This is a genomic window from Enterobacter sp. 50793107 (assembly GCF_001463365.1).
GTDB lineage: Bacteria > Pseudomonadota > Gammaproteobacteria > Enterobacterales > Enterobacteriaceae > Enterobacter > Enterobacter cloacae.
The window spans coordinates 39,604-64,994 of the sequence record NZ_LNII01000122.1 but is presented as its reverse complement, the minus strand read 5'-3'; the positions used below and the strand labels follow the sequence as shown (position 1 = coordinate 64,994).

24 protein-coding genes are annotated in these 25,391 nt (G+C 56.4%); 4 read left to right on the top strand and 20 right to left on the bottom strand.

Going from position 1 to position 25,391, the window contains the following annotated elements; all coding sequences use genetic code 11:
• Positions 1-72 precede the first annotated feature (72 nt).
• The 7 genes from dedD to pdxB all read right to left on the bottom strand — a co-directional run bounded on the left by dedD (position 73) and on the right by pdxB (position 6,874).
• Complete coding sequence (gene dedD, locus APU11_RS16030) at positions 73-768, bottom strand: cell division protein DedD (RefSeq protein ID WP_014832787.1); 696 nt, start codon at positions 766-768, stop codon at positions 73-75.
• Complete coding sequence (gene folC / locus APU11_RS16025; protein ID WP_013098137.1) at positions 758-2,026, bottom strand: bifunctional tetrahydrofolate synthase/dihydrofolate synthase; 1,269 nt, start codon at positions 2,024-2,026, stop codon at positions 758-760. Before folC ends, dedD begins: the two co-directional genes overlap by 11 nt.
• A 70-nt stretch (positions 2,027-2,096) precedes the next feature.
• On the bottom strand, positions 2,097-3,002 hold the full coding sequence (gene accD, locus APU11_RS16020; RefSeq protein ID WP_013098138.1) for an acetyl-CoA carboxylase, carboxyltransferase subunit beta: 906 nt from the start codon (positions 3,000-3,002) through the stop codon (positions 2,097-2,099).
• A gap of 154 nt (positions 3,003-3,156) precedes the next feature.
• Entirely contained in the window at positions 3,157-3,816 is a 660-nt protein-coding gene (locus tag APU11_RS16015) for a DedA family protein (RefSeq protein ID WP_020690622.1), read from the bottom strand.
• 28 nt (positions 3,817-3,844) lie between these two features.
• On the bottom strand, positions 3,845-4,657 hold the full coding sequence (truA, locus tag APU11_RS16010; RefSeq protein ID WP_013098140.1) for a tRNA pseudouridine(38-40) synthase TruA: 813 nt from the start codon (positions 4,655-4,657) through the stop codon (positions 3,845-3,847).
• Entirely contained in the window at positions 4,657-5,670 is a 1,014-nt protein-coding gene (locus APU11_RS16005) for an aspartate-semialdehyde dehydrogenase (RefSeq protein WP_013098141.1), read from the bottom strand. The genes truA and APU11_RS16005 overlap by 1 nt, the downstream gene beginning before the upstream one ends.
• A gap of 67 nt (positions 5,671-5,737) precedes the next feature.
• Positions 5,738-6,874, bottom strand: a complete 1,137-nt coding sequence (gene pdxB / locus APU11_RS16000) for a 4-phosphoerythronate dehydrogenase PdxB (protein WP_060578646.1) — start codon at positions 6,872-6,874, stop codon at positions 5,738-5,740.
• A gap of 113 nt (positions 6,875-6,987) precedes the next feature.
• Between pdxB and flk the strand changes: the two genes are divergently transcribed.
• Positions 6,988-7,992, top strand: coding sequence for a flagella biosynthesis regulator Flk (gene flk / locus APU11_RS15995; RefSeq protein WP_029881743.1), 1,005 nt, complete (start codon positions 6,988-6,990; stop codon positions 7,990-7,992).
• A gap of 90 nt (positions 7,993-8,082) precedes the next feature.
• Here the strand turns inward: flk and APU11_RS15990 are convergent, their stop codons facing one another.
• Positions 8,083-9,261: an MFS transporter gene (locus APU11_RS15990; protein ID WP_058651768.1), complete on the bottom strand. Its 1,179-nt coding sequence runs from the start codon at positions 9,259-9,261 to the stop codon at positions 8,083-8,085.
• 68 nt (positions 9,262-9,329) lie between these two features.
• On the bottom strand, positions 9,330-10,547 hold the full coding sequence (gene fabB, locus APU11_RS15985; RefSeq protein WP_013098145.1) for a beta-ketoacyl-ACP synthase I: 1,218 nt from the start codon (positions 10,545-10,547) through the stop codon (positions 9,330-9,332).
• A 158-nt stretch (positions 10,548-10,705) separates the two neighbouring features.
• Between fabB and mnmC the strand changes: the two genes are divergently transcribed.
• Entirely contained in the window at positions 10,706-12,703 is a 1,998-nt protein-coding gene (gene mnmC, locus APU11_RS15980; protein ID WP_058651769.1) for a bifunctional tRNA (5-methylaminomethyl-2-thiouridine)(34)-methyltransferase MnmD/FAD-dependent 5-carboxymethylaminomethyl-2-thiouridine(34) oxidoreductase MnmC, read from the top strand.
• 36 nt (positions 12,704-12,739) lie between these two features.
• Here mnmC and APU11_RS15975 read toward each other — a convergent pair whose 3' ends face one another.
• Genes APU11_RS15975 through prmB form a run of 6 tightly spaced genes read right to left on the bottom strand, consistent with a single transcriptional unit; the run spans position 12,740 to position 17,291 of the window.
• Positions 12,740-13,018, bottom strand: coding sequence for a YfcL family protein (locus APU11_RS15975; RefSeq protein ID WP_013098147.1), 279 nt, complete (start codon positions 13,016-13,018; stop codon positions 12,740-12,742).
• 13 nt (positions 13,019-13,031) lie between these two features.
• Positions 13,032-13,577, bottom strand: coding sequence for an elongation factor P hydroxylase (locus tag APU11_RS15970; protein ID WP_013098148.1), 546 nt, complete (start codon positions 13,575-13,577; stop codon positions 13,032-13,034).
• A complete protein-coding gene (locus tag APU11_RS15965) occupies positions 13,574-14,386 on the bottom strand; it encodes a sulfite exporter TauE/SafE family protein (RefSeq protein WP_057071653.1) in 813 nt (270 codons plus the stop codon). The genes APU11_RS15970 and APU11_RS15965 overlap by 4 nt, the downstream gene beginning before the upstream one ends.
• Positions 14,386-15,210, bottom strand: a complete 825-nt coding sequence (gene mepA / locus APU11_RS15960) for a penicillin-insensitive murein endopeptidase (RefSeq protein WP_020690615.1) — start codon at positions 15,208-15,210, stop codon at positions 14,386-14,388. The genes APU11_RS15965 and mepA overlap by 1 nt, the downstream gene beginning before the upstream one ends.
• Before the next feature lie 2 nt (positions 15,211-15,212).
• Entirely contained in the window at positions 15,213-16,298 is a 1,086-nt protein-coding gene (aroC, locus tag APU11_RS15955; protein ID WP_023619788.1) for a chorismate synthase, read from the bottom strand.
• A 60-nt stretch (positions 16,299-16,358) separates the two neighbouring features.
• On the bottom strand, positions 16,359-17,291 hold the full coding sequence (gene prmB, locus APU11_RS15950; protein ID WP_013098152.1) for a 50S ribosomal protein L3 N(5)-glutamine methyltransferase: 933 nt from the start codon (positions 17,289-17,291) through the stop codon (positions 16,359-16,361).
• A gap of 145 nt (positions 17,292-17,436) precedes the next feature.
• Here prmB and smrB point away from each other — a divergent pair, with 145 nt between their 5' ends.
• The gene (gene smrB, locus APU11_RS15945; RefSeq protein ID WP_013098153.1) at positions 17,437-17,988 is read left to right on the top strand and encodes an endonuclease SmrB; all 552 of its coding nucleotides are present in this window, start codon (positions 17,437-17,439) and stop codon (positions 17,986-17,988) included.
• A 46-nt stretch (positions 17,989-18,034) separates the two neighbouring features.
• On the opposite strand, the gene sixA is transcribed toward smrB, so the two are convergent.
• The 4 genes from sixA to APU11_RS15925 all read right to left on the bottom strand — a co-directional run bounded on the left by sixA (position 18,035) and on the right by APU11_RS15925 (position 22,697).
• Positions 18,035-18,520, bottom strand: coding sequence for a phosphohistidine phosphatase SixA (gene sixA, locus APU11_RS15940; RefSeq protein ID WP_014832802.1), 486 nt, complete (start codon positions 18,518-18,520; stop codon positions 18,035-18,037).
• A gap of 208 nt (positions 18,521-18,728) precedes the next feature.
• Positions 18,729-20,876, bottom strand: a complete 2,148-nt coding sequence (fadJ, locus tag APU11_RS15935) for a fatty acid oxidation complex subunit alpha FadJ (RefSeq protein WP_060578645.1) — start codon at positions 20,874-20,876, stop codon at positions 18,729-18,731.
• The gene (fadI, locus tag APU11_RS15930; RefSeq protein ID WP_020690612.1) at positions 20,876-22,186 is read right to left on the bottom strand and encodes an acetyl-CoA C-acyltransferase FadI; all 1,311 of its coding nucleotides are present in this window, start codon (positions 22,184-22,186) and stop codon (positions 20,876-20,878) included. The genes fadJ and fadI overlap by 1 nt, the downstream gene beginning before the upstream one ends.
• A 226-nt stretch (positions 22,187-22,412) precedes the next feature.
• A complete protein-coding gene (locus APU11_RS15925) occupies positions 22,413-22,697 on the bottom strand; it encodes a YfcZ/YiiS family protein (RefSeq protein ID WP_013098157.1) in 285 nt (94 codons plus the stop codon).
• A 372-nt stretch (positions 22,698-23,069) separates the two neighbouring features.
• Here APU11_RS15925 and fadL point away from each other — a divergent pair, with 372 nt between their 5' ends.
• Complete coding sequence (gene fadL, locus APU11_RS15920; protein WP_014832806.1) at positions 23,070-24,392, top strand: long-chain fatty acid transporter FadL; 1,323 nt, start codon at positions 23,070-23,072, stop codon at positions 24,390-24,392.
• Between the two features lie 45 nt (positions 24,393-24,437).
• Here fadL and mlaA read toward each other — a convergent pair whose 3' ends face one another.
• Positions 24,438-25,190, bottom strand: coding sequence for a phospholipid-binding lipoprotein MlaA (gene mlaA / locus APU11_RS15915; protein ID WP_013098159.1), 753 nt, complete (start codon positions 25,188-25,190; stop codon positions 24,438-24,440).
• Positions 25,191-25,391 lie beyond the last annotated feature (201 nt).

Sequence of the window (25,391 nt, the reverse complement as noted above, 5' to 3'; positions counted from 1 at the left end):
TCTCTTTGGACGTCTGCCACTCCCCCTCACCCTCTCCCCTTTGGGAAGAGGGCTGGGGTGAGGGGAACCTTATCAGTTCGCGCTGTAGTTCATCACCACACCGCTCAGGCCAGAGATCTGCTTCAGCTCACCGAGCGAGCCTTTGAGCTTATCCTTAGACGCTTCTGGCCCCACAAGGATACGGGTGATTTTACCCTGCACCGGCGTGGAAGGTGAAGTGTAAACGCGATAACCCGCACTGCGCAGCTTACCCACTACCTCATTGACCTTATCGGCATTTTTCAGCGCACCCAACTGTACAACGTAGGCTTTACCCGTCGGTGCAGCCTCTTGCTGGGCCGGTTTTGCCGCAGGCGGCGTCTCTGAAGCCGCGGCCAGCTGTTCTGCTGCTTTATCCCGCTGCGGTTTCGGCTGTGTTTTTTCCACCGGCTTCGGTTTTTCAACCGGTTTCGGCTGCTCTACCGGCACCGGATCGATTTCGATGTTGTTATTCGCCGCCAGACGAGACGGATCGAGGGACGGCGCGGCCGCATCCCCGGCACGCACTTCTTCAGCCGCCCCTTCCGGCGGCTGAGCAGGCAGCGCCTGGGTCGCCGCAGGCAGCATATCCGGTTCGTCGCGATCGCCCGGCTTCGGCACCAGCGGAATGGCTGCAAATTCATCCTGGTAATGCTTTTTCTGCCCGTCGAGCAGACCCGGGAGGATAATCACCCCGAGCGCGACCAGCACAATGGTTCCTGTTAAACGGTTCTGAAACTTACTCGCCACCGGTTCTCCCCGCGTCCATCACTTCCATGACATGTGCCACCGTGTGGAACGAACCACACACCAGCACGGTATCTTCTGGTTTAGCATCCGCCATCGCGGCTTGCCAGGCCTGAGCCACGCTATTGTAGATTGCGCCTTTGCCGAGATGTTCCAGCAACTGCTCAGCCGTCGCACCGCGCGGCCCCTCCAGAGGAGCACAATACCAGCTATCGACCACACTCTCCATGCAGGCCAGCGTACCGCCGATATCTTTATCATGAAGCATACCGATAACCGCCAGCACGCGCCCGGTTTTTGGTAACGATTTGAGACGCGCGGCGAGATACGCCGCAGCATGCGGGTTATGTGCGACATCCAGTATCAGCCGCGGAGCGTCGCTGACAATCTGAAAACGCCCGGGCAGAATCGCATTCTGAATACCGTCGCGGATGGCCTGTTCGCTCACCGCCAGCCCGCTTGCGCGCAGTGCCGCCAGGGCGGTGGCGGCATTAGGTTGCGGTACCTGCGGCAGGGGCAGATTTTCCAGCGTTCCCTGCGCATCGCGATAGCGCCAGCCGTTGTTCTGAACCTCATACTGCCAGTCCACACCCCGGCGCAGCAGGTGAGCGCCCTTCTCTTTCGCCACGTCGGCAATGGTGTGCGGCATATCCGGCTCGCCAACCACCGCGGGCTTATTCGTGCGGAAAATACCGGCCTTCTCACGGCCAATACTTTCGCGATCGGGGCCCAGCCAGTCGGTATGATCCAGGGCAATGCTGGTGACCACCGCCACATCGGCATCCACCATATTGGTGGCATCCAGACGCCCGCCGAGGCCCACTTCCAGAATCACCACGTCCAGCTGCGCCTGTTTAAACAGCCACAGCGCCGACAGAGTGCCGTATTCGAAATAGGTTAATGAGATCTCACCGCGCGCCGCTTCAATTTCTGCGAACGACGCCGTATGCGCAGACTCTGGCAGTTCGCTGTTTTGCACGCGAACCCGCTCGGTATAACGTACCAGGTGCGGAGAGCTGTAGACACCAACCTTGTAACCGGCAGCCATCAGGACAGCTTCCAGCGTACGGCAGGTGGTGCCTTTACCGTTGGTTCCGGCGACGGTAAAAACAAACGGCGCAGGTTTCAGCACATCGAGACGCGCAGCAACCTGGCTTACGCGTTCAAGCCCCATATCAATGGTTTTACTGTGCAGGTTTTCCAGATAAGAAAGCCACGTGGCCAGGGGCGACGTGGCTTGGGGAATGCTTTTATTTTCCATGATGCCCGGTTGTCATTAACAGTTTATAAAGCAAAAGGGCAGCGCCAACCGGCCCTGCCCTTTTCAGTTATCAGGCCTCGGGTTCCTGATCCGGTACTACCACGCCTTCGCGCGGCTCATCCGGGTTCGGCGCTGGCAGATTCATCAGCTTCGCCAGGATGCTTGCCAGTTTCAGGCGCATTTCCGGGCGGCGGACGATCATGTCAATCGCGCCTTTCTCAATGAGGAACTCACTGCGCTGGAAGCCCGGCGGCAGTTTTTCACGTACGGTCTGCTCGATAACGCGAGGACCAGCAAAGCCGATCAGCGCTTTTGGCTCAGCGATGTTCAGATCGCCCAGCATCGCAAAGCTTGCGGAAACGCCCCCCATGGTTGGGTCGGTCAGTACAGAGATGTACGGCAGGCCGCGCTCCTGCATTTTAGCCAGCGCAGCAGAGGTTTTCGCCATCTGCATCAGGGACATCAGCGCTTCCTGCATACGTGCACCGCCAGAGGCGGAGAAGCAGATCAGCGGGCAGTTGTCTTCCAGCGCCTGCTCAACAGCACGCACAAAGCGCGCACCGACCACGGAACCCATTGAGCCACCCATGAAGGAGAACTCAAACGCGGCGGCCACTACCGGCATCTCGTGCAGGGTGCCTTTCATCACGACCAGCGCGTCTTTCTCGCCGGTCTCTTTCTGTGCAGAGGCCAGACGATCTTTATATTTTTTGGAATCACGGAACTTGAGCACATCTTTTGGCTCAAGCTCGCTACCCAGTTCTACCAGAGAACCTTCGTCCAGCAGGCTGTGCAGGCGATTACGCGCCGTCATGCGCATGTGGTGGTCACACTTCGGACACACCTCAAGATTGCGTTCCAGTTCTGCGCGATACAGAACCTGACCACAGCTATCACACTTCGTCCATACCCCTTCAGGAATGCTCGCTTTACGCGTTGGGGTAATGTTGCTTTTAATTCGTTCAATCCAGCTCATTGATAACCTTTCTGCCTGAACCTGGTCGTATGCCAGTTTTGCTGTAAGAGGCGAATAATGCCATTTTTGCCTCCAACAGACCATGAATGTTGCACATTAAAACATAACAGCCCGAAACTTTGGATAAAAAAGTGGTCGAACCGCCTGCGTGCATTTACTTCGCTTGCTTTGCTGCCGCGCGCTTGTGACGAATAATTTCGATAACACCCGGTAAAACAGAAAGCACAATAATCGCTACAATCAGTAACTTAAGGTTTTCCTGAACCACAGGGAGATCGCCAAACAGGTAGCCTGCATAGGTAAAGAGCAGCACCCACAGCAGCGCGCCAATGACGTTGTATGCCGCAAAATGACGATAGGACATGTGCCCCATTCCCGCCACAAATGGCGCAAATGTACGCACAATAGGCACAAAACGCGCAAGGATAATGGTTTTTCCACCGTGGCGCTCATAAAACGCATGGGTTTTATCTAAATAGCTACGACGGAATATTTTTGAGTCCGGATTGCTGAATAAGCGCTCACCGAAGACCCGTCCAATGGTGTAGTTGACCGCGTCACCGACAATTGCGGCGATCACCATCAGCACCACCATTACGTGCACATTCAAATCGTTGCCAGGCAGCGCAGATAACGCCCCTGCGACGAACAGCAGCGAATCCCCCGGCAGAAACGGCGTGACTACCAGACCGGTTTCACAGAACAGAATGAGGAACAGAATGGCATACACCCAGACGCCATACTGCGCGACCAGCTCCGCCAGGTGAACATCAATATGCAGAATGAAATCAATCAGAAAACGTATTACGTCCATATTGTCTAAGCCTTAATTGCACCTTTGTTTAGTCCGCCAGGAACAGCGGGCCCATTGGCGGTTTTGGCAGGTCAAACCGGTCCGGATAGTCCACCGAGACCAGATACAGCCCTTCCGCTTTCGCCGTTGCTGCCGCAAGCGTTCTGTCCTTCGCTGCCAGCAGTTCTGCAATCCAGCTCTCCGGCTGGTGTCCGGCACCCACTTCCATCAGGCTGCCCACAATATTCCGCACCATATGATGTACAAAGGCATTGGCTTTGATATCCACCACCACATACGCGCCAAAACGGCTGACGTTTATGTGCATGACGTTACGCCACGGCGTGCGGGACTGACACTGCACCGCACGGAACGAGGTAAAGTCATTTTCACCAATCAGACACTGCGCCGCACGATGCATACGTTCTGCATCCAGCGGTTCATAAAAATGCGTCACGCCCTGGCTTAGTACCGCCGGACGAAGACGCTGATTGTAGATGACATAGCGATAACGGCGCGCGGTGGCGCTGAAACGCGCATGAAAATCATCCGGCACAGCTTTCACCCAGCGCACCGCAATGTCACCAGGTAAATTCGCATTTACACCCAACGTCCAGGCAGCGTCCTTGCGCACGGCGGTGGTTTCAAAGTGAACCACCTGCCCCGTTCCGTGGACACCGGCGTCAGTGCGTCCTGCACACAGGACGTTAATCGGTTCGTTCGCCACCTGAGAGAGCGCTTTCTCCAGTTTTTCCTGGACACTGCGCACCTCATTTTGACGCTGCCAGCCATAATATTTACTGCCGTCGTACTCGATACCGAGGGCGACTTTATGAACCGGCTTTTGTTCCACGTCTGACATCAGTACAGATACTCCTGCACCAGTTTTTCAGCGATTTTGACCGCCATCAGCGCGCCGCCGAAGCGCACGTTATCGGCTACGGACCAGAATTGAACCTGCTCCGGCATACCGTAATCATTCCGTACGCAGCCCACCGAGAGGTGTGCGCTGCCGGTGGCATCGCCAACCTGCGTCGGGAATTCACTCTCTTCGGAGAGCACAATGTCTTCACCGCGGCCGAACGCATCACGCGCTTCTTCTGCGGCCAGCGGACGCAGGGCTTCGAAACCTACCATCTGCGCATGACCGTAAAAGACCGGCGACTGCACGACATTTGCGGAGATCATCAGCCCCTCGTCCTGCAGAATTTTGCGCGCTTCGTCGACGATACGGCGCTCTTCACGCACGGAGCCTTCACGATCCGGCAGCAGCGGCAGCATATTGAATGCCAGCTGACGGCCGAAGAAATCGTCTTCATCAATCGGGATGCCGTTCAGGAGCTTCGCACTCTGTCCGGCCAGCGCGTCGACGGCCTTTTTGCCTTGCGCAGAAGCGGAAAGCAGGCTGGTCACGGTGATACGCGACAGACCGCCATCGTCGATTAAAGGTTTAAGAGCGGTCAGCAGCTGGCTGGTCAGGCTATTGGGAACCGCAATGATATTGCGGTTACGGTAGTCGGCCAGGACAAACGGGTTCACGTCCGGCACCACCAGCGGGACATCCGGCTCCATCGAGAACAGGCCGCTCAGATCGATCACCAGACAGCCAGAATTCGTCGCGTCTTCAATGTACGACGCGGTGGCTTCAGCACCTGCCGCAAAAAAGGCCAGCTGCGCCTGCGTCCAGTCGAATTCGGCGGCATCCTGAACCATGACGGATTTGCCGCCAAAACGCAGATGCTCACCGGCGCTGTCGGTGCGGGCCAGTGCATAGATATCACCCACCGGGAACTGACGCTCAGCAAGGGTTTCGAGCAGGGCTTCACCCACGGCACCCGTGGCACCTAAAATGGCAATGTTCCAGCCTTCAGACATGGTGGTTTACTCCAGAAATAAAAAAGCGTCCCTGTCGGAGTATCCAACAGGGAGCGTTAAGAAGACATTAATGCGCCGGGTGATGAACGGCGTTAAAACCCAGTTTATGCAGCAGCGCTGCCGCCGACGCGTCATCGCACATGACATACAGAGAAGACCATTCACGGCGCTCAACGTAATTCTTGCGCAGCTTGTCAAACTCCCTCGGGATCCCCGCCACTTTACGCAGCAGCGCATCATCGCGGCGCACATCATACACCAAATGAACCAGCCTTTTCAGCGTTGCCTGATCGAGCGGGCCATGCAGGGTAATGCGGCCAAATTCAGGCGCGGGGAGTAAAGTGTCCAGCGCCACCTGCTGCGGACGGCCAATAAAGGCGCTATAGGCCTCAAAGACCTGGGTGGTGCCACGGGCCTTTCCTTCGAGCGTATAACCCGCTATATGCGCGGTTGCAACGTCAACCTTGTTCAGCAGCGCAACGTTGAGATCGGGCTCCGGCTCCCAGACGTCCAGCACCACGCTGAGATCCTGCCCCTCTTCCAGACATTTCAGCAACGCGGCGTTATCGACGACCGGGCCACGACAGGCATTTATCAGAATAGTGCCAGCCTTCAGACGACGGATCAGCGCCTCGTCAGCAAGATGGAGCGTCTTATAGGCCCCCTCTTTGAAGAGGGGCGTATGGAAGGTGATGACGTCACATGCTTCAACCAGCTCATCCAGGGGGCGGAAGTCGCCTTCATCACCGTTGTCTTTACGCGGCGGATCACACAGCAGGGTGCGAATGCCTAACGCCTCAAGGCGTTTTTGCAGGCGTCCTCCCACGTTGCCCACCCCGACAATGCCTACGGTGCGGTCTTTCAGCGCAAAACCGTCGCGCTCTGCCAGCATCAGCAGAGAAGAGAAAACGTATTCCACTACCGCAATGGCGTTACAGCCAGGCGCGGCGGAAAACCCGATCCCCGCCTGCGTAAGCCATTTGTCATCCACATGATCCGTCCCGGCCGTTGCGGTTCCGACGAATTTAATCGCTTTGCCGGAGAGCAACGCCTCATTTACTTTGGTCACCGAGCGCACCATCAGGGCATCGGCATCATCCAGCTCGTTTACCGGAATGGGTCGACCAGGGACAGCCTTAACATTACCAAGGCGGCTAAAGAGCTCGCGGGCGTAAGGCATATTTTCATCAACGAGGATTTTCACGTCTGAGTACCTGTTTGAGAGGAAGAAAACCTGCCAAGTGTGCCATAATCTGGCCGCCAGGCATATATGCATGCCGGGTTTACGCTGAGTTTTGACTTTAAGGATTTTTGACGATGCAGCCTATTTCAGGTACGCCACCACGCCCTCCGGGTGAAGGCCCTGTCACGCCAAACGTTGCAGGTGAACAACCGCTTTCCACGCAACAGCGCACCGTGCTGGAGCGCCTGATCACGCGCCTGATCGCGCTCACTTCACAGCAAAATGCGGAAGTCTGGGCCGGGGTAAAGCATGATTTAGGCGTCCGCAACGATGCACCGTTGCAGTCGCGCCACTTCCCTGCGGCCGAGCAAAATCTGAATCAGCGTATTACCACCGCACAGCAAAATCACACCACTCGCCAGATAGTTGCACAACTGACCGAGCTGTTGGGCCAGGGCAACAACCGTCAGGCAGTCAGTGATTTCATTCGCCAGCAGTTTGGCCAGACCGCCCTGAGCCAGCTAACGCCAGACCAGTTGAAAACCGTGCTGACGCTGCTGCAAACCAATCAGCTGACCATTCCGCAACCGCAACAGCGTCCGTCAACCGAGCGTCCGCTGCTGCCTGCTGAACACAATACGTTGAACCAGATGGTGACCAGGCTGGCCGCCGCCACCGGCGAATCAACAAAGCTTATATGGCAGTCGATGCTGGAGCTTTCCGGCGTGAAAGCGGGTGAGCTGATCCCGGCCAAACAGTTTACGCATCTGGTCACCTGGCTACAGGCTCGCCAGACGTTGAGCACCCAAAGTACCCCTACCCTGCATACGCTACAGGCGGCACTGAAGCAGCCGCTGGAGCCGCATGAATTTGAGGTGATTCGGGATTACGCCCAGCAGACCTGGCAGGCCACGCCGCAAACGGTACTGACCACCGCGCAGGTGCAAGATTTGCTGAATCAGATTTTTATTCGCCGCGCCGAGCGCGAAGGCGGCGTGCCGGAAGTCAGGGATATTCAGCCGATCTACAGCCCGCTGTTTGCGCCGGTGGTGGAGACCTTCAGAACCCTCTCTGCGCGTCCGGGATTACTGTTTATTGCGTTACTGATTGCGCTGGCAATTTTCTGGCTGGTTGCCTGATGTTTTGCCCGGTGGCGCTGCGCTTACCGGGCCTACAACGACCCGAACCGTAGGCCGGGTAAGGCGAAGCCGCCACCCGGCGACAACGGCTCAAGGCCTGCGAAACGCCACCAGCGTCACCACAATCCCCACCACCGCTGAAACGGCTCCCGCAAGGAAGACAGAGGGATAGCCAAACGACGTGGCCAGGAGCCCCGCCAGCGGTCCGGTGACACCGTATGAGATGTCCTGAAACGCCGCATAACCGCCCAACGCCGTACCGCGCACCTGTGGCGCGACGCGTTTTACCACCTCACCCCCCAGCGCCGGGAAGATCAGGGAACAGCCGCAGCCGGTCAGTGCCGCTCCGAGAAGGGCAACGGAGGCCACAGGGGCATACCACAGCAGCAGCAAACCGAGGGTCTCAATCACCAGCGACGCCACGGCCACCTTCACGCCACCAAAGCGATCCGGCATCCAGCCGAACAGCACGCGCATCAGGACAAACGCACCACCAAAGGCGGTTAGCGTAAAGCCCGCCATCGCCCAGCCGCGGCTCATAAAGTACAGCGAAACGAATGTCCCAATCACCGCGAAGCCCACGCCCTGTAGCGCCAGCCCCAGCCCCGGCTGCCAGATTTGACCTATTACGCTCCACAGGGAAGGACGCTCACCTTTATGGGCAGGTACTTTGCGCACCGAGCCGTTAAATGCCCATGCCAGCAGCGGTAACAGCATGGTGGTGGCCGCCAGCGCGGCAAAACCGAACTGGCTGTGGATCAACAGCCCCAGCGGCGCACCTGCCGCGAGTGCTCCATAGATAGCCATACCGTTCCAGGACATCACCTTGCCCGAGCGCGCTGGGCCTACCAGCCCCATTCCCCAGGTCAGGGTGCCGGTCAGCAGCTGGCTTTCACCAAAGCCGAGAATCAAACGTCCCACCACCAGCAGGGCAAATTTATACGCCGCGTCGACCGGCAGAAGCGCGGCAAGCAGCCACGCTGCGCCCGCCAGCCCGCAGGCAAACATGCCCTGCAGCGCTGAGCGTTTGGCACCGTGCTGGTCCGCCAGACGCCCGGCGTAGCCGCGGGTTAATACGGTAGCTAAAAACTGAATACCCACGGCGATGCCAACCAGGGTATTGCCGTAGCCCAGCTCCTGGTGAACAAACAGCGGGATAACCGGCAGCGGCAGGCCAACGGTCATGTAGGTCAGAAATACCGCAAAGGCGATACGGAAAAGGGAAAGGTTCCCGGAAGGGGTACTCTTCTCAGGGATAACGGCCTTCATGCGTAACTCCGTGTTCAGGCATAAAAAAAGGGAGCCTCGCGGCTCCCTTCTACTATGCCTTCAAACGCTTACGCTTTCAGCTTGCGCATGACCAGCGTGGCGTTGGTGCCGCCAAAACCGAAGCTGTTGGACATTACGGTCGTCAGCTCACGTTCGGTGGTTTCGGTCACGATGTTCAGGCCCGCTGCCTGCTCGTCCATCTCTTCGATGTTGATGCTTGGCGCGATAAAGCCATTTTCCAGCATCAGCAGAGAGTAGATTGCTTCTTGCACGCCAGCTGCACCCAGAGAGTGACCGGTCATGGCTTTGGTCGCGGAGATTGCCGGGCTGTTGTCGCCGAAGACTTCACGGATCGCACCCAGTTCTTTCACATCGCCTACCGGCGTAGAAGTCCCGTGGGAGTTCAGGTAGTCGATTGGGGTATCAACACCGTGCATCGCCATCTTCATGCAGCGCACCGCGCCTTCGCCGGATGGAGCAACCATGTCAGCGCCGTCAGACGTTGCACCGTAGCCCACGATCTCAGCGTAGATGTGCGCGCCACGTGCCAGAGCGTGTTCCAGCTCTTCAACCACAACCATACCGCCGCCGCCTGCGATAACAAAACCGTCACGGTGCGCATCATAGGTACGGGATGCTTTAGCCGGGGTTTCATTGTATTTGGTAGACAGGGCACCCATCGCGTCGAATTCACAGGCCATTTCCCAGCCCAGCTCTTCGCCGCCGCCAGCAAATACGATGTCCTGTTTACCCAGTTGGATCTGCTCAACAGCATTACCGATGCAGTGTGCGGACGTCGCACATGCAGAGCTGATGGAGTAGTTCACACCATGAATTTTGAATGGGGTTGCCAGGCACGCGGAGACCGCAGAACCCATGGCTTTGGTTACCACGTACGGACCTACTGCTTTCAGACCACGCGGGCTACGCATGGCGTCAGCACCGAATACCTGCGCTTTGGATGAACCACCGGAACCGGCAATCAGACCCACGCGCGGGTTGTTCTGGTAAACCTCTTCGCTCAGGCCAGAATCTTTGATCGCTTCCTGCATGGAGAGATAAGCATAAATAGAGGCATCGTTCATGAAACGAACCACTTTACGGTCAATCAAACCGGTGGTGTCCAGTTTGACGTTACCCCATACGTGGCTACGCATACCTGAATCTTTAAACTCTTCAGAGAAAGTGATCCCGGAGCGTCCTTCACGCAGAGATGCCAGGACTTCCTGCTGGTTATTACCGATGCTGGAAACAATGCCCAGGCCAGTAATCACTGCACGTTTCATTCAATACCTCTGTAAGTCGCACTATAGTAAGTTTCGAGTCGCACAATAGCGTACACTTGTACGCCGAACAAGTCCGATCAGACATTTTCTGCGGAAATTTGCACCGATGGACTCACATCGTTAAGATCGTGCCACTGCCTGTCAGACGAGTAACTTACGTGAAACAAAACGCTATACAACCCGCCAACCTCGAATTCAACGCTGAGGGTACACCTGTTTCCCGAGATTTTGATGACGTCTATTTTTCTAATGATAACGGACTGGAAGAAACCCGCTATGTTTTCCTCGACGGAAATCAGCTCAGCGCACGCTTTCCCGCCCATCCGCGCAGTCTGTTTGTCGTCGCAGAGAGCGGGTTCGGTACCGGCCTGAATTTTTTGACCCTCTGGCAGGCTTTCGACCAGTTTCACGCTGCCCATCCTGAGGCTACGCTACAAAGATTACATTTCATCAGTTTCGAAAAATTTCCGCTCACCGCGCACGACCTACACCTGGCGCACCAGCGCTGGCCGGAGCTTGCCCCTTGGGCTGAACAGCTTCAGGCGCAGTGGCCGCCCGCCATCGGCGGTTGCCATCGTCTGCTGCTGGACGGTGGACGCGTCACGCTGGACTTATGGCTCGGCGATATCAACGAACTGACCGATAAGCTTGATGATTCGATGAACCAGAAGGTGGACGCGTGGTTCCTTGACGGGTTTGCGCCAGCCAAAAACCCGGAGATGTGGAGTCAGCATCTGTTTAGCGCCATGGCGCGTCTGGCGCGGCCTGGCGCAACACTCGCGACCTTTACCTCGGCGGGGTTTGTCCGCCGCGGCTTACAGGAAGCAGGCTTTACGATGCGAAAAACCAAAGGGTTTGGCCGCAAGCGCGACATGCTGGTCGGGACGATGGAGCAGACGCTGGCGATCCCCGCCCGGGCGCCCTGGTTTGCACGCCGCGCCAGCGCCTCCCGTGAGGTGGCGATAATCGGCGGAGGGATTGCCAGCGCCCTGCTTTCGCTCGCGCTTTTACACCGCGGCTGGCAGGTGACGCTCTACTGTGCTGACCCGGCTCCGGCAAACGGCGCCTCCGGCAACCGTCAGGGAGCCCTTTATCCGCTTTTAAGCGCGCACGACCCGGCACTGTTCCAGTTTTTCCCCGCGGCCTTTACCTTTGCCCGTCGCGTATACGACACCCTTCCGGTGGCGTTCGATCATGACTGGTGCGGCGTGACGCAGCTCGGCTGGGATGAAAAGAGCCAGCAAAAAATCGCGCAGATGCTGTCGCTGGGCCTGCCGGAAGAGATTGCCCGCGCGGTAAGTGCGCAAACGGTGACAGACACCACCGGCGTTGAGACGGGCTGTGGCGGTATTCAGTATCCGCTCGGCGGCTGGCTGTGCCCTGCCGAACTGACCACTGCGGCGATTACCCTGGCACAGTCACGCGGGCTGACGGTGCATTATGCTCATAAGGTTGCATCGCTTAGCCGGACAGCCCACTGGACCCTGCGCTTTGCCGATGGCAAAGAGGCCACGCATGCCAGCGTTGTGCTGGCAAACGGACATCACATCAGTCAGTTTGTCCAGACAGAGACATTGCCCGTTTATCCGGTTGGCGGCCAGGTGAGCCATATTCCGACCGCGCCTGCACTGAGCCAACTGCGCCAGGTGCTGTGCTATGACGGCTACCTGACGCCGCAAAATCCGTCTAACGCTCATCACTGCATTGGTGCCAGTTACCATCGCGGTGAAACAGACACGCATTACCGCGAGGAAGATCAGCAGCAGAACCGCCAGCGCCTGATTGACTGCTTCCCGGACGCGGCGTGGGCGAGAGAGGTTGACGTCAGCGAGGGCGAAGCGCGCTGCGGCGTACGCTGCGCCACCCGCGATCATCTGCCCATGGCGGGAAATGTACCGGACTATGAGGCAACGCTTGATGCGTATCAGGATCTGGCTGAACACAAGGAGACGGCTGTGGTCTCACCGGTTCATCCGGAGCTGTTTATGCTGGGCGGGCTGGGCTCGCGCGGGTTGTGTTCTGCACCGCTGCTGGCTGAAGCGTTAGCGGCGCAAATGAGCGATGAGCCCATTCCGCTGGACAGCACCACGCTCGCAGGGCTGAATCCGAATCGTTTGTGGGTGCGGAAATTGCTGAAGGGGAAACAGGTTAAATAGGGTGCCCTCTCCCACCGGGAGAGGGAGGTGAAACGCTTACTTCGCTTTCGCCTGCTGGAACAGGTTGTCCCACATACCCAGCACCAGAGACTGGTCGCGGGGAGAAAGCTCGCCCGCCTGGATGGCTTTTTCCAGACTGCGGCTCACTTCATCATGAATGGCCTCGGCAGAGTGATCGTCCCCGGCTTCCAGCTCGGCAACGGCCAGCGTCAGGTGACCACGCAGATAACCGCTGGCGAACAGCTCATCATCACTGGCGTGTTCCACCATGTCATCAATTAACGCCAGAATGCGTGATTCAAATTCTGCGATCATCTTCTTTCCTCTGTTAAAGATCTTCCGGCCACGGGAAGCATTCCGCCGTGATCTCCGGCGTATGGTAATAATTCTGTAAAGCCTTGATCAGGCGTGCCGGGCGTTCCGGGATGCCTTTCTCAAGATACTCCATCACCTGCGCATGTACGCGGCGCTGGAAGAGAATACGGTCTGGCTCGAAATCCCCTTCGAGATTGTCACAACTGACGTTGAACGGGAAACCCGCCGCCACGCAGAACAGCCACTCCAGCGCCTGCGGTTTGACTTCCACATCTTCAAACTGACCCTGCGTGGCCGCGTCACGTCCGTCCGGACAGTACCAGTAACCAAAGTCCACCAGCTCGCGACGCGCTTTTCCCGCAATGCACCAGTGTGAAATCTCATGCAGGCCACTGGCGTAAAAACCATGCGCAAACACGATGCGGTTATAGGGCACCTCTGCATCAGCAGGAAGATAGATCGGTTCGTCGTCGCCTTTAATCAGACGGGTATTAAAATCATCAGCAAAACAGCCGTCAAAAATCTCAATCAGCTGTTCATAGTTATGCGTACTGTTCATGCATTCATCCCCAGCCAGGTGAGGATCTCCGGTCCATGGCTGTCATAAAGAAGCTTGGCGCTCATCACCGCCGAGACGATGACGATCATCGGGCGAATCAGCTTCTGTCCTTTGCTTAATACCAGACGCGAGCCCGCGCGCGCGCCTAAAAACTGCCCCGCCATCATCACAAACCCGGTTGCCCAGATAACCTTGCCGCCGATGATAAACAGCAGCAGGCCGCCGACGTTCGAGGTGGCATTCAGCACTTTAGCGTGGGCGGTAGATTTGGCGAGGTTAAATCCGGCCAGCGTGACAAACGCCAGGGCATAGAACGACCCGGCGCCTGGGCCAAAGAAGCCATCGTAAAACCCGACGCAGCCGCCTGCGATAAGCGCGAACGGCAGACCATGCAGCCGACGCTGCCTGTCCTCTTCACCGAGCTTTGGCATCAGCAGAAAGTAGAGACCAATACAGATGACCAGCACCGGCAGGATCTGACGCAGAATGTCAGACTGTACGTGCTGAACCAACAGCGCACCGGAGGTTGAGCCGATGAAGGTCATCAGAATATTGAGCTTCTGGTCGGCAAGATTAACCACCTTACGGCGAATAAAATAGAGCGACGCGGAAAGGGACCCGCCGCAGGCCTGAAGCTTGTTGGTGGCAAGCGCCTGAGCCGGGCTCATGCCCGCCGCCAGCAGAGCCGGAACGGTAAGCAACCCGCCACCGCCCGCGAGGGCATCGATAAAACCGGCCAGCATTGCCACAAAGAACAGCACCACCAGCAGCAGCGGTGACACCATAAACAGGTCGACGAAATTATCCATTAAAGTACATGCTCATCCAGTAGCGCCTGGCAGGAAGGCGGCAACGGAGGCGGTGTCTTCTTCTCAGGCTTAGAGGTTCCAGGTTTTGCCGGTTCAAACCAGCTTTGCAGTTCCGCACCGCAGCCATCGCCTGGCGGTGGTAGCGGCTGATCTTCACATTCCAGACTGTTTGCCGGGCAGCGCAGACGTACGTGCATATGCGCACGATGCTGGAACCACGGACGCACTTTGCGCAGCCAGTCGCGATCGGTTCCCTCATCCAGGCAGAGCTGCTGCTTGATGGCCGGGTTAACGAAGATCCGCGTGACCTCGTTGTCCTTCGCTGCCAGCTTAATCAGGCTGAAAACATCCGGTGTCCACAGCGACGGCACAACGCTTTTGCCGTCACGCGCCACCAGATCCAGCGCCTGCGGCTTCAGCAGTTGGGCCGAGGTCCAGCGCGTTTTAGGCAACTGCAGGAAAATATCCACATCCAGCCCGGTCTGGTGACTGGCGTGCCCACCGTTGAAACGACCGCCAGCAGGCATACCCATATCGCCAATCAGCATCGTACCCAGCCCCAGGTTATGCACCTGGTTGCCCAGACGCTGGATAAACAGCACCAGATCCGGGTGGCCGAAGTAACGACGCTGGTCGGTACGCATCACCTGATAAGTATCCGACTGCAGAGGAAGTTCCTGCGCACCAACGATACAGCCATTGGAGAACGCACCAATCGACTGCGCGCTTCCCGCCACCGGGTGAGTGATTTTTTGCCATGGCGTGGCGGCCAGACTGGCCCCACTGGCGAGTAGCGCCAGCAGAGCAATTGCGGTTTTTTTCATAGTTACCAGCGTGGAATGGTGGTCGTCACATCCGCATTCTGCGCACGCTGGCGCAGGAAGTGATCCATCAAAACGATTGCCAGCATGGCTTCTGCGATTGGCACCGCGCGGATCCCGACACACGGATCGTGACGTCCTTTGGTGATCATCTCAACTTCTTCACCAGAGCGGTTAATCGTGTGGCCCGGCACGGTAATACTGGACGTTGGCTTCAGCGCGATATTGGCAATAATCTGCTGCCCGCTGCTGATGCCGCCAAGAATGCCACCCGCATGGTTGCTCTGGAAGCCCTCTTTTGTAATTTCGTCACGGTTCTGGCTGCCGCGAAGCTGAACCACGTCAAAACCGTCGCCAATTTCGACGCCCTTCACCGCATTGATGCTCATCAGCGCGTGGGCAATGTCCGCGTCCAGACGGTCAAATACAGGCTCACCCCAGCCTGGCGGTACGCCGTCAGCCACCACGGTCACTTTTGCACCTATAGAGTCGCCCTCTTTTTTCAGGCCACGCATCAGCTCGTCCAGCGCCTCCAGCTTCTCGACATCAGCACAGAAGAACGGGTTTTGTTCAACCTGCTCCCAGTCTTTAATGGCCAGCGGAATGTCACCCATCTGGGTCAGGCAACCGCGGATCACGATGCCAAATTTCTGCTGCAGGTATTTCTTGGCAATTGCCCCTGCGGCGACGCGCATCGCAGTTTCACGCGCGGAGGAGCGTCCACCGCCGCGATAGTCGCGAAAACCGTACTTTTGTTCGTAGGTGTAGTCAGCGTGGCCTGGACGGAACACATCCTTGATGGCACCGTAGTCCTGAGAACGTTGGTCGGTGTTTTCAATCAGCAGACCAATACTGGTCCCGGTGGTGCGGCCTTCAAAAACACCTGAGAGAATTTTGACCTGGTCCGGCTCGCGACGCTGCGTGGTGTAGCGAGAGGTGCCCGGACGACGACGGTCAAGGTCGTGCTGTAAATCGGCTTCGGTGAGTTCGATGCCTGGCGGTACGCCGTCAACAATACAGCCCAGTGCCAGCCCGTGCGACTCACCAAAGGTGGTCACGCGGAATATTTGTCCAATACTGTTTCCTGCCATCACGGCTCCGATGTCGTTATTTGTGTGTGAGCGTTGTGAAACGGGCCGAAGCCCGCTGGATTAATCTTTGTAGATGCTGAAATGTTCGCGCGCGTCGAGCAGCTGCGCTTTGGTCAGCATAAAGACGCCGTCACCGCCGTTGTCGAACTCAAGCCAGGTGAACGGCACATCCGGGTACTGCTCTATCAGATGTACCATGCTGTTGCCCACTTCACAAATCAGAACGCCGTCGTCGGTCAGATAATCCGGTGCGCAGGCCAGAATGCGGCGGGTCAGCTTCAGGCCGTCAGAACCCGATGCCAGGCCCAATTCTGGCTCGTGACGATATTCGTTCGGCAGATCGGACATATCTTCCGCATCCACGTACGGCGGGTTGGTTACGATCAGATCGTACTGCAGCGTCGGCAGGTCACGGAACAGATCAGAGCGGATAGGCGTAACATGGTGGATCAGCCCGTGTTCTTCAATGTTGTGCTCGGTTACCGCCAGTGCGTCGGTGGAGATGTCCACCGCGTCCACTTCCGCTTCCGGGAAGGCATAAGCGCAGGCAATGGCAATGCAGCCGCTGCCGGTACACATATCCAGAATGTGCTGTGGTTGACGGTTAATCAGCCCTTCGAAGTGGTTGTTGATCAGCTCACCAATCGGCGAGCGCGGCACCAGCACGCGTTCATCTACATAGAATTCGTGACCGCAGAACCAGGCTTTGTTGGTCAGATAGGCTACCGGAATACGCTCGTTCACGCGGCGGATCACACGCTCAACGATGCGGTGCTTTTCGCTGGAGGTCAGACGCGCGGTGCGCATGTCTTCCGGAATATCGAGCGGCAGGTAGAGAGAAGGCAGCACCAGTTGAACAGCTTCATCCCACGGGTTATCCGTGCCGTGTCCGTACCAGATATTGGCGGCGCTGAAGCGGCTAACCGACCAGCGCAACATGTCCTGTATGGTATGCAGCTCGTTTACTGCTTCATCGACAAAAATTTTATCCACTCTTTCCTCCAGGGCATGCTCGCATAATTTTCGGCGGCTAGTTTGCCATGAAGACGGCGATAAATCAGCAATGACGCATACCGCTTGAGGTTAAAAAATGCGTTTAGTCGGGTACACTATCGGAAATACGAGATGAGAACGACGAATGAAAAAGAAAACATCGCTCAGCGAGGAGGATCAGGCGCTCTTCCGTCAGCTCATGACCGGGACGCGTCAAATCAAGCAGGACACCATTGTCCACCGGCCGATGCGCAAAAAAGTCAGCGAAGTACCGGTCAAAAGGTTATTGCAGGAGCAGGCGGATAATAGCCACTATTTTTCCGATGAGTTTCAGCCGCTGCTTAACACGCAGGGTGCGGTCAAGTACGTTCGCGAAGATGTCAGCCACTTTGAGCTGAAAAAATTACGCCGGGGAGATTATTCACCCGAGCTGTTTCTCGATTTGCATGGTTTGACGCAGATGCAGGCGAAACAGGAGCTGGGGGCGTTGATTGCCGCCTGTCGCCGCGAACATGTGTTTTGTGCCTGCGTGATGCACGGCCACGGTAAACATGTTCTTAAGCAACAAACGCCGCTGTGGCTGGCTCAGCATCCACACGTGATGGCGTTTCATCAGGCGCCCAAAGAGTACGGCGGAGATGCCGCCTTGCTGGTGTTGATTGAAGTTGAAGAGTGGCAACCGCCAGAACTGCCCTGAAAACATGGCGGGAGGCATAGTGGCTCCCGCCTTATCGCACGTCACCTCAGATTGCTTTCGCCATCCGGAGATTGCATGGACTCATTTGCCAGTTGAAGACCCCTTTGCCGGTTTCGTCGAGGGTGACGTTGGCAATGGCGGAGGTTGTAAACATCGGTGGCGTCTCGCCCGGGCACAGTTCAGATACCAGATAGCCAACCAGTGGCAGGTGGGAAATGACCAGTGCAGAAGCGACACCTTCATTGCACAGCGCCTGTAGGTAGGCACTGACAAGGCCGACATCACCACACGGCGTGAGTTCAGGGAGAACATCGACGCTGGTCGGCAGGTTCATACACTCCCCTACCACATCCAGCGTCTGTTCAGCACGCAGGAACGGACTCACCAGAACGCGTTCAATGTCCACTTTTTGACCTTTAAGCCAGTTCGCCATCTGACGAGATTCGTCGCAGCCGCAGACGGTTAAAGGACGTACTGAGTCACTGGCGGCATCGAGTGCCGCGTCGCCGTGACGCATGATAAAAACTTGCATATTGCACCGCTTTTGTTAACCAGAATCACCGGCGTTAACTACCCGCGATTAATGCTTGAGGTAGAAAACCCGATGGCCGGGCATTGTGCCTGATCCATTCGGTGAATGAAACGCTGTTTTTTACCTCAATGGCGTAAGTATAGTCAATCTCTGTTTACAAAATCGCCAAATCAGATTCATTCACCGCCGGATTTACCCTTCTTTGACCTCAACTTACGAGGACAGTTTCCCTTGCTGGCCAAAATGTCTGGCCCCGTTCCGCCATTTGCAATAATTCGTCACAGGGTGTAAACCGGGGACCATACTGCGTGGCAAGACGTTGCAGAATCGCAACCACTTCACCCGCTCCGAGGGTGTCCATGTAACGGAACGGGCCGCCAAGGAACGGCGGGAAACCAATACCAAATACGGCGCCAATATCGCCATCGCGTGCGCTTTTAATCACCTGCTCGCCAAAACAGCGTGCGGCTTCATTAAGCATCATCATCACACAGCGTTCAGCACACTGAACGGCAGACAGTTTCGCCTGTCCGGTTGTTGGGATAAGCCCATAGACCGAAGGGTCGACCTGTTTCTTGCTTTTACGCCCTTTTGCACCGTAAAGATAGAAACCGCGTTCATTTTTTCTGCCTTTGCGATCGTCCTTCAAAATTGCAGAAACAATGTTTGCAGGCGGGCTAAAACGCTCGCCATATGCGGCCTCCAGCACAGGTATAATTTTAGTGCCAGTGTCTATTCCTACCTCATCCAAAAGTTGGATTGGGCCAACGGGGAAACCAAACTTGACCAGCGCCTCGTCGACGTGTTCGATCTTCTCCCCTTCCACCAGCAGGCGCATCGCTTCGTTGATATACGGCGCCAGAATTCGGTTGACGTAGAAACCCGCTTTATCTGCCACGACGATCGGGGTTTTGCCCTGCTTTTTCGCCAGTTTCACTACCGTAGCGACAGTCTGCGGGCTGGTTGACGCGTGTGGAATAACTTCAACCAGCGGCATTTTTTCAACCGGACTAAAAAAGTGCAGGCCAATCACCTGCTCAGGACGCGCGGCTTTCGCTGCGATATCACCGATCGGTAATGAAGAGGTGTTCGAGGCGAAAATCGTGTGCGGCGCACAATGTTGCTCAACGTCCGCAACCATCTGCTGCTTAAGCGCCAGGTCTTCAAACACCGCTTCAATGACCAGATCGCGATGGGCAAAACCACGGTAGTCCGTAGTGCCGCTGATCATGGCCACGATTTTATCCCGCTCGCTTGCCTTGATATGGCGGCGTTTAACCTTCCGATCAAGGTTCTGCCAGCTGTACTGCAGTGCGTGGTTGATCCCTTTCGGGTTGATGTCTTTGATACGTACGGGCAATTTGGCTTTGCTGGCTGTGACAAACGCAATGCCGCCGCCCATCAGTCCGCCCCCGAGAACGCCAACGGCGTTGAGCGGCGCAGGTTCAGCGTCACTACCCGGATCTTTTTTAACGTCAGTGCTGGCAAAGAAGATGCTGCGCAACGCCTGCGATTGCGGCGTCATCGCCAGTTCACCAAAGGCTTTTGCCTCCGCGGCATAACCGCTGCTGCTGCCCTGCGACAACCCGGTTTCAATCACCTCAAGAATGCGCTTCGCCGCCGGATAGTTGCCTTTGGTCTTTTGTTCGGTTTTCTTGCCCACCATGCTAAACAGCAGCGCCCGCCCCAGCGGCCCGGCCAGGACGCGCTCACGTACCGGCAGAACACGTCTTGCCTGACGTCCCTTCAGCGCCAGCTCTACGGCGGCTTCCAGCAAAATGGAATGCGGAACGACGTCATCAACCAGCCCCGCTTTCAGCGCCTGACGGGCGCGCAGCTGTTTGCCGGTTAAGATCATCTCCAGCGCTGTACTAACGCCAACCAGCCGCGGCAGACGCTGCGTTCCACCGGAGCCGGGAAGCAGCCCAAGCTGTACTTCCGGCAACCCAAGAACGGTTTTCGCGTCGTCAGTACAAATACGACTGTGACAGGCCAGCGCCAGCTCCAGCCCACCGCCCAGGCATGCGCCGTGGATCGCGGCGATCGCCGGGATCGGCAGCGAATGGATCTCCGCCATCACCTGCTGCCCCTGACGCGCCAGATCTTCCGCCTCCTGCGCGCTTTGCGCCCGGGCGATCATGTTGATATCGGCCCCGGCAATAAAGTTGTCTGGCTTTGCCGAGATAAACACCAGGCCGCGAATCGCTTTGTTCTCGCGGATCTGCTTTAACATCTCGCGCACCTGAACGCCAAATTCCGCCTTCAGGGTATTCATCTTTTCGTCGGGGACATCAATGGTAATCACAGCCACGTTATCGAGGCGAACCGTCAGATTAAATGCAGATGCCATTGCCATTATTCAGCCTCCAGAACCATTGCTGCCCCAAGACCGCCCGCCGCGCAGGCGGTGACGAGGCCAAAACCGCCGCCACGGCGACGTAACTCATGTAATGTTTGGGTGATCATCCTCGCCCCCGTCGCCGCAAACGGATGACCGTAGGCGATAGAGCCGCCCAGTACGTTAAATTTGCTTTGATCCACTTCTCCAGTGGCATGGGCGCGGCCAAGCACATCGCGAGCAAAACGTTCGCTGGCCAGTAGCTGAACGTTGGCCAGGGTTTGTGCGGCAAAGGCCTCGTGCATATCAATCAGCGTTAAATCAGCGAGGGTCAACCCTGCACGATCCAGCGCCAGGGGCGTGGACCAGGCCGGGCCTAACAGCATGTCCTGCCAGACGTCGATCGCCGTGAACGCGTAGCTGCGCAGATAACCGAGCGGAGTAAGGCCCAGCTCTTTGGCTCGCGATTCGGTCATCAGGATCACCGCGGCAGCACCATCCGTCAGCGGAGTACTGTTGGCGGCCGTAACGGTGCCGTGTTTGCGGTCGAATGCCGGACGCAGTCTGGCGTAGTCCGCCAGCGTCGAGGTGCCACGAATGTTGTTATCTTCCACCAGCGGTTCGCGGTAAGGCGGGATATACGCGGTCATCACCTCGTCGTTCAGCTTGCCTTCCGACCAGGCTTTCGCCGCCAACTGATGGGAACGGTGAGCCAGCGCATCCTGCTGCTCCCGGGTAATGCCGTAGGTTTTGGCCATCTGCTCGGCGGTGTCGCCCATGCGCAGGCCGGTGGAGTATTCAGCCACCGCAGGTGGAACAGGCATCAGGTCACGAAGGCGTAAACGCGAGAAGAGCTTGAGTTTTTGCCCGGCGGTGCGCGCTTTATTTGCATCCACCAGAATGCGGGCCAGCTTTTTACTGACCCCTATCGGCAGCACGGAGGACGAGTCTGCCCCGCCGGCGATCCCGGCGCGGATGGTGCCCGCCATCAGGCTTTCGGCCACGTTTGCCACCGCCTGAAAGCTGGTTGCACACGCACGGCTGACGCTGTAAGCATCCGTATGCACGTTCATTCCGGTGCCAAGGACAATTTCTCGTGCAATGTTCGGGGCTTCTGGCATCTGAACAACCTGGCCAAAAACCAGCTGCTCAATGACGTCAGGCGGTATTTCGCTGCGAGCCAGCATCTCCCCCACCACCATTTTCCCCAGATCGACGGCCGGTATGCCGTGAAACGCTGTCGCCTGACGCGCAAACGGCGTACGCAATCCACTGACAATGGCAATGCGGTCACCTTGTCGGGTGATAAGCGGTAATGCCTGACTCATAACATTCCCCTGTAAAAATTTTTTGCAAACATAAAGTGGTCTGACCTGATAAATAGTCTTAACCATTTTTTTACATTCAGCCAATTGGGGAAACGAAAAAATGCGAACTAAAACACAGAGAAGAAAAAAGAAAATGCCCCGAGGTAAAAACAAAACGGTAACCCAGAGGTTACCGTTTTGAGTGTTTGCACCCTCACCCGTAGGAGAGGGCATCAGGCCGCGGAGATTAACGCAGACCGAGTTGGAAAATCAGCGTTTCAGCTTCGCAGGCGAAGATAAAGTCGATATCCAGCTTCACGCCGCCGTCCACTTCCGTGTAGGTGGACTTGATTTCACACGGATCGGATTCTACGTCGCGCGCGCGCTTGCTCAGCGCCGCCAGGGTTTCTTCCGCTTCGGCACGGTTGGTGAACACGCGGCTGTAAGAGGCGGTGCAATCGGAGTTGTCCATGATGGTACCAACATCCATACAGCAGCAAACCGGGGTTTCATCAGCACTGCATTTACTCATATCTCAATTTCCTCTGTATTCGCGCAGGACGCGAGACAAACACGATGCTGATATTTTACGCCCCGATGCAGACGCTCTCCAGCCGTTAATGGCGCAAAACGGGATAAGTGACCAATATCACACTAAAAAATGATCTAAAACAAAATTCGCCCTTTTGGGTGAGTCGTGATGGTCACATTTTTGCCAACCAGATCTCGTTTCAAGAAACATGTTTGAAAATATTAATAAACAAACTTGCAACATTCTAGCTGGTCAGACCTATACTCTGGCCACTGGTCTGATTTGTATGTCATACCTCAGACCCTACACTTCGCGCTCCTGTTACGGTATGTAACAATTATTGAATAAAAATAACTCAATGAGGTTATGGTCATGAGCCAGAAAACCCTGTTCAACAAGACTGCGCTGGCAGTCGCAGTGGCAATCGTCTCTACGTCCGCCTGGTCAGCGGGCTTCCAGTTAAACGAATTTTCTTCCTCTGGCCTTGGCCGTGCGTATTCCGGGGAAGGTGCAATTGCTGATGATGCAGGAAACGCCAGTCGTAACCCTGCGCTGATCATGATGTTTGATCGCCCAACGTTCTCAGCGGGCGCCATCTTTGTTGATCCGGGTGTGGATATTACGGGCCGTTCCCCGAGCGGAGCCAGCCTGAATTCCGATAACATCGCACCAACGGCATGGGTGCCAAACCTGCACTTCGTCGCGCCAATCAACGACCAGTTTGGCTGGGGTGCATCCGTAACCTCTAACTATGGTTTAGCGACCGAGTTTAATAACGACTACGCAGCAGGAGCCTATGGCGGTAAAACCGACCTTGAGACTCTGAACCTGAACCTGAGCGGTGCTTACCGTCTGAACAGTAACTGGAGCTTCGGCGTTGGCTTTGATGCCGTTTATGCTAAAGCGAAAATCGAACGTTACGCGGGCGATCTCGGCAAAATCGTTGCGGGCTCCGGCGCACTGCCGCCGCCTCTGGCACAACAGGTTGCAGGGATCCCGGCAGACACCCAGATCGCCTATCTGAAGGGTGACGAGTGGGGCTTTGGCTGGAACGCCGGTATCCTTTATGAACTCGATAAAAACAACCGTTACGGTTTCACCTACCGTTCCGAAGTGAAAATCGACTTTGACGGCGACTACAAGAGCAGCCTGCCTTCTGCTTATAACCAGATCCTCGGCACCTTCGGCCTGCCAATGGGCACCGATGGCCGTACCACTGGCGGTTCTCTGAGTCTGCACTTACCGGAAATGTGGGAATTGTCCGGTTATAACCGCGTGGCACCACAGTGGGCGATTCACTATAGCCTGACCTACACCAGCTGGAGCCAGTTCCAGGAGCTGAAAGCGACCAACAGCAAAGGCGACACGCTGTTCTATAAAGATGAAAGCTTCCGTGATGCCTACCGCATCGCACTGGGTACCACCTACTATATGGATGACAACTGGACGTTCCGTACCGGTATTGCCTTCGATGATAGCCCGGTTCCGGCTGACAAACGTTCTATCTCCATTCCGGATCAGGACCGCTTCTGGCTGAGCGCCGGTGCGACCTATGCATTCAACAAAGATGCCTCTGTCGATGCGGGTGTTTCGTATATGCACGGTCAAAAAGTCAGCTTCAAGGAAGGTCCGTATGAGTTCTCTTCCGAAGGTAAAGCCTGGCTGTATGGCCTGAACTTCAACTACGCGTTCTAATTCGCGCAGGGATCAAAAAAGGTGAGCATCGCTCACCTTTTTTATTTATTCCGAATCGATATCTTTTAATTCGTTCTCGATTGCCTTCGCGTTTGGATTCTCTTCCGGCTTCAGCTTGCCACCATTGGCAATAAAGTCATGATTCTGGAAGTAAGCTTCACGCACCATGATATATGGATCGGAAGACTGACGCAGCAGACCGTCGGAATCGAGCAGTTGCGCACGTGTTTCAATTCCTTCTACCGTCCATTTACCAATCGACAGCGGCCAGGTCAGCCACGAAAGAACCGGATACAGCGTATCCACCATATCACCGCCATCATCACGCACGGTAAAGCTGCCATAGAACGGCAGATGAACGTACGGGCCGTAACCGACGCCATAATGACCCAGCGTACTCCCGAAGCGGTGCGGCTGTTCACGCTGCAGTTTCGGGTTCGCCATGCCGGCGACATCGATAAAGCCCCCCATCCCCAGCAGGGAGTTCAGGAAGAAGCGAGTAAAGTGCACCATCCCCTGATACGGATCGCCTTGCAGGAAGTAGTTGACCATCACCGCTGGCTCTTCAAGGTTACTGGTGAAATTGCTCAACCCGTTACGCGCAGGCTGGGGAACATAATCACGCCATGCAACCGCCACCGGGCGAACCACATACGGATCCAGCACGTTATAGTTGAAGCTATACATTGAGCGGTTAAATCCTTCGAGAGGATCGGAGCGTCCCGTTTGCTCCCCGGAGCTGGCGCAGCCCACAAGCATCGTCGCGCCCAGCGCAAGCGCCGACAGCCGAAGTTTCATAAAATTCTCCCTGTTCAGTATGGCTATCGTTGATTGCCATCCGTAACGGAGCATTTGATGCTCCGTCTGTAAACGTGCAAGTGATTGTATCAGCACGTTTACCGATGTCTATGAGCACAATTACGGGCAGTAACCACCGTCACTCTGATCTCAGCATAGCCTGGCTTTTAGAATTCGTTTCGCTGGCAATTTTATAATGGC